Annotated in this window: 2 protein-coding genes; both read right to left on the bottom strand. The window is 74.6% G+C overall.

The genetic code is table 11. The annotated features are described in order from the left end of the window. Positions 1–927: DUF222 domain-containing protein (locus C1A33_RS20625; protein WP_115537992.1), on the bottom strand; the 927-nt coding region annotated here is incomplete at its 3' end. 379 nt (positions 928–1,306) lie between these two features. Further along, positions 1,307–4,102 carry a WD40 repeat domain-containing serine/threonine protein kinase gene (locus tag C1A33_RS20620; RefSeq protein WP_480014630.1) on the bottom strand — a complete coding sequence of 932 codons (2,796 nt, stop codon included), beginning with the start codon at positions 4,100–4,102 and terminating at the stop codon, positions 1,307–1,309. Positions 4,103–4,668 lie beyond the last annotated feature (566 nt).

Here is a 4,668-nt window from a genome sequence, read left to right as displayed (position 1 = left end):
GTGGCCGGAAGGACAGCGGCGGCCAGTGAGGCCGCGGTGGCCGGTGAGATGGAGGGGGCCGGGGTGACGGTGGGCGCCGGGGAGACGGTCGAGGGCGGTGCGCAGGAGCGCGGCGCCCTCCGCGTCGAGCTCCCCACTGACCAGGGTGGTGCCCTCAGGCGTGTCGATGAGGGAGAGCCGGCGGATGGCGGCGGGGTCGGGGGAGGGCCGTTGGTCCTCGTCGCCGTGTCCCAGTCCGCACGTCCCGTTGCCGTCGGTGCCGGTGTCGGTGTCGGTGTCCGCCTCGGCCGAGGCGTCGCTCTGGTTGTCGCCCCCGCCGTCGTCGCCCTTGGCGTGGCTGCCGGGGGAACTGGGGTTGTCGTCGTCCGAGGGGTCGCCGGGGCGGCCGCGATGGTTGTCAGCGTCCGGATCGCCGCCGGGGGACGTGTCGACGCGGGTGAGGTGCTCGCGGATACGGGCGGCGAGTTTGACCAGCGCGTAGGCATCGAAGGCTCGGGCGTTGTGAAGCAGGGTCTGTTCGGCGCGGGTCCGCTCGTCGGGGGTGACGTCCTTCGGAAGGGCGGCGAGGGCGGCGCGGATGACATGCGCGTGCTCGACGGTGATCTCTCCGTCGGCGAGTGCCTCCCCGGTGGCCTGGCAGGGGCCGTCGGCGACGGCCTGGGCCAGCGAGACCTGCCGCCGGGCCTCGCGGCCGGTCAGGGCCAGCCGGTCGCGAAGAAGACTGCCGATGTCGGTGGCCCCGAGGCGGGGAGCCAGATTCCGGTCGACAGCCTCGGTGATCAACCGGTTGTTGACGGCGGCCACCGGCCCGCCCAGCCGGCCGATACCCTCCAGCAGCGCGTCGAGGTCGCCGTCGGACAGTTTCCAGGCGGCGTCGGTGAGCAGGCCCTCGATCTGTTCGCAGATCACCGCCAACCGGCTCGCCATATCCCCCGCACGCGAATCGGGCGCGGACGGCCTGGGCAGGCCCCCGCCGGGTGGTTCGGGGGGACCGAGAAGGTCGCACGGATCGAGGGGTTCGGGTGGGTCGGGAGGATGCGCTGTGGGGCTGGAACTCTCGCCGCTCGGCGCGTGAATGACCATGGACCGAAAGTAGGGCGGGAACCTCGGACTGTCGAACGCATGTTTGAATCTGTGGATAGTTGAGGCAGGCCCGCCGGGCTGTGGACAAGGCGGTCGTGAGCCCTGGACGGGAGCCCTGGGTCGACGGGAACACGTCCCGCCCGCTCGCGCGGGGTACGGTGCTGGACTCGACCTCGCCGGGAGGCTCCGGCCCCCGACAGACGAGTGGGCGCCAGGGGGTGCGCTAGCAGACGGGCTGGTATGGGACGTCCGAGATGTAACGCCGCCACTCCGCGGCACTGATCTCCTTCGACGGGTCGGCGCAGGCGGCGGCGATCAGGCTGGCGTCGTCGACGCGGCTGATCCGGACGGTGTAGTCGTCACTCGCGGTGGCGATGCCGGAGCCGTCCGGTGTCCAGTCGACGGCCTGGATCCAGTCGCCGTGCCCGTTGATCGTGCCGATGGACGGTGGGCGGCCGGGGCCGCTGACGTCCCACAGGTGCACGGTCGTGTCCCAGCCGGCGGTGGCCAGCGTCCGGCCGTCCGGGCTGAAGGCCAGGTCGAAGACCCACTTCTCGTCAGCGGGGAACGATGCCACGGCCTTGGGGCGGGACGGATCGGCGATGTCCCACAGCCGTGCCGTGCCGTCGTACCCGCCGGTGGCCAGCCGCCGACCGTCCGGGCTGAACGCCACCGTCCAGACGTAGTCCGTGTGCGCTGTGATGGCGGCGAGCGGACGCGGGTGACGTGGATCGGCGACGTCCCACAGCCGAGCGGTGCGATCCGCGCTGGCGGTTGCCAGCAGACGTCCGTCGGGGCTGAAGGCGACCTCGTTGACCCAGCTGGTGTGCCGGTCGAGCACCGACAGCTCGCGGGGACGGCGCGGATCGGTGACGTCCCACAACCGCGCCGTGTTGTCGTAGCCGGAGGTGGCGAGGATCCGGCCGTCCGGGCTGAACGCGGCGTCGAGCACCCAGCCGTCATGGCCGAGGATGACAGACAGCTGGACGGGGTGGCGCGGATCGCTGACGTCCCACAGGATGGCCGACCGGTCGTAGCTGACCGTCGCCAGCAGCCGGTTGTCCGGGCTGAACGCGGCGTCGAGGACCCAGGAGTGGTGCGCGTTGAGGGTCGCGAGCCGCTCCGGATGCGCGCGGTCGGCGATGCTCCACAGCGCAACGAGGTCGTCGGCACCGGTGGAGGCGAGCAGCCGGCCGTTCGGGCTGATGTCGACACCGAGCGCGGACGCGGTATGGCCGGGCAGCACAGTCGCCGTCGCCGACGCGAACGACGTGCGCAGCGCGGCCCGTGCCTCGCGCACCGGGCTGATCCGGTAGGCGGCCAGCGACAGCCGGGCGGCCAGGTCGGCGTCGGAGTTGCGCACCGCCTCCGCGGCGAGTGCCACTCGCGCCGCCGTCTCCTGCCGGCTGGGTCGCACGTCGCCACCGGACGTCAGCGCGAGTGGGACGAGCGCGGTGATGAGCAGCACCGCGAGCACCGGGGCGGCGAGCAGCGCGACACGCCGCCGGCTCCACCGCCGGTGTGGTCGCGTCGCTGGTTCAGTCGGGGCGGGTCCGACGCCCACCGCGGTTCCCCCGGAGCCATCGCCCCCGGCGGCGGCGCCCAGCGTGCCGGGCATGGCGAACCCGGCGGGATCGGCGAAGCCGGTGCGATCGGCGGGCCCGGCGGGATGGGCGAGCCTCGGTGAGTCGGCGAACCTCTCTGAGCCGGCGATTCCCGCGGAGTCGGTGAACCTGGCCGAGTCGGCGATTCGGGCGGAGTGGGCGGAGTGGACGGATCGTGCTGACTCGGCGGATCGCGTGGGATCGGCGAATCCGGCGCTGCCGGCGGAATCCGGCCAGGCCGCGGGTCCAGCCGCGTCGTGGGCGACCTCGCGGCCGGTGCCGCTCGCCTGGCCGGCGCCGGCGCCGGCGCTGGGTCGGGGGCCGGTGCGCGTGGCGTATCCGCCGCCCACACCATCGACGTCACCTGAGCCACTGCCGTGATCTGGGCTGGAACCGGTGCCGCCGGTGTGGGGTCGCCCGGCGGCGCCGGGCCCGGACTGGACGGCTGCCTGACCGGCGTCCGGGCCGGGCCACGCCCGCGCGTGCGGGCGTGGGGTTCCGCTGGCGCGATCCCCGGGAGCCGGGGCGGCACCGGTGGACGCGGCCCGCCCGGGTCTACCCGGGTCGCTCGGCCCTGCGCCGGTGTCGGTGCGCTGAGGTGGCGTCGCGATCGGGACCGACGAGTGCAGGACGCGGGTGAGATCCGGATCGGGATGCGTCGACGGCCCCATCCCCACCAGCCGCAGGAACAGCTCCTGCGCGCTCGGCCGGGCGGCCGGGTCCTTGCGCATCGCCTCCTCGACGATCGGGCGCAGCGCCGGATCCAGCCCGTCGAGCAGCGGCTCCCGGTGCACGACCCGGTAAAGCTGCACCGGCGTCGGGCCGTCACCGAACGGGAACGAACCGGTGCCCGCGTAGGTGACGAGCCCGCCCCAGGCGAACACATCCGCAGCCGCCGTGACCGGCTCGCCGTTGGCCTGCTCGGGGGCCATGAACGCCGGCGTCCCGATCCTCTGGATCTCCTGGCTGAGCATCGTCTGGGCGTCCAGTGCCCGCGCGATCCCGAAGTCGATCACCCGGGGACCGAGGGACGACAGCAGCACGTTCGACGGCTTGAGGTCCCGGTGCACCATGCCCGCGCCGTGGATGGAGGTCAGCGCCGCCGCGACGCTCACCGCCAGGCGTTCCAGGTCGGCCGAGCGCAGCGGGCCCTCCGTGGCCACGCTCTGGGCGAGGGTGAGTCCGTCAATGTACTCGGTGACCAGGTAGGGCAGGCCGTCGGGCGGGTCGACGACATCGAGGACCTCGGCCGTGCAGAACCGGGCGACACGGCGGGCGATGTCCGCCTCCCGCCGAAACCGGGCCCGGAACTCGGACACCCGCGCCAGATCCGGCCGGATGACCTTGGCCGCGACGAGTCGGCCCGCGTACCCGGGTGCGTTCGGCCGGCCCCGGCCGAGGAAGACGGTGCCCATGCCGCCCTCGCCGAGCCGGCCCAGCAACTCGACCCGGTCGAGGTCGATCGGATCGTCGCGTTCGAGCGGGGCGATGGGCCCGCCGGGCCCGGTACCGCCGGGCCGGGTACCGCCCGTCGATCCCGACCACCCGACCGGGGTGGTGGGCCCACCCGGACGAGAACGGCCCGCCCAGGGCGGTGAGGTCACCCGGGCGGTGGTGCCGCCGGCACCCGACGGCTCCCCACCGCTGCTGGCCGCCGACGGCTCCCCGCCGCCGGCCCCGGGCTCCACGGGCCCCGGCGGTGCTGGTACCACGCCCGCGGCGACCTGGGCGACGACCTGCGCCACGCCGGCCGCCCCGGTGGGCGCGGGCCCGATGATGCCTGGCGCGGCTCCGGCCGACCCGGAGCCGACACCCGCGGCCGCGGGGTCCGAGGAGGCCGAGCCGGTCGCCTCGGGCGCGCCGGACGGGTTGGGCCTCGCGGTGGACAGGAGGCCGGCAGCGGAGTCGGTGGAGCCGGCCGAGTCGGCGGACGCGATGCTCGGATCGGCAGGCGGATCCGGCTGGGGGGCGGGCGGCGAGG

The organism is Frankia canadensis, assembly GCF_900197875.1.
GTDB classification, from domain to species: domain Bacteria; phylum Actinomycetota; class Actinomycetes; order Frankiales; family Frankiaceae; genus Frankia; species Frankia canadensis.
The sequence above is the reverse complement of the archived record's forward strand: the minus strand, read 5'-3'. Positions and strand labels throughout refer to the sequence as shown.

Coding starts and splice junctions, on each gene's coding strand:
- C1A33_RS20620 (WP_480014630.1), bottom strand. CDS start 4,102: ATGGGCACCGTCTTCCTCGGCCGGGGCCGGCCGAACGCACCCGGGTAC.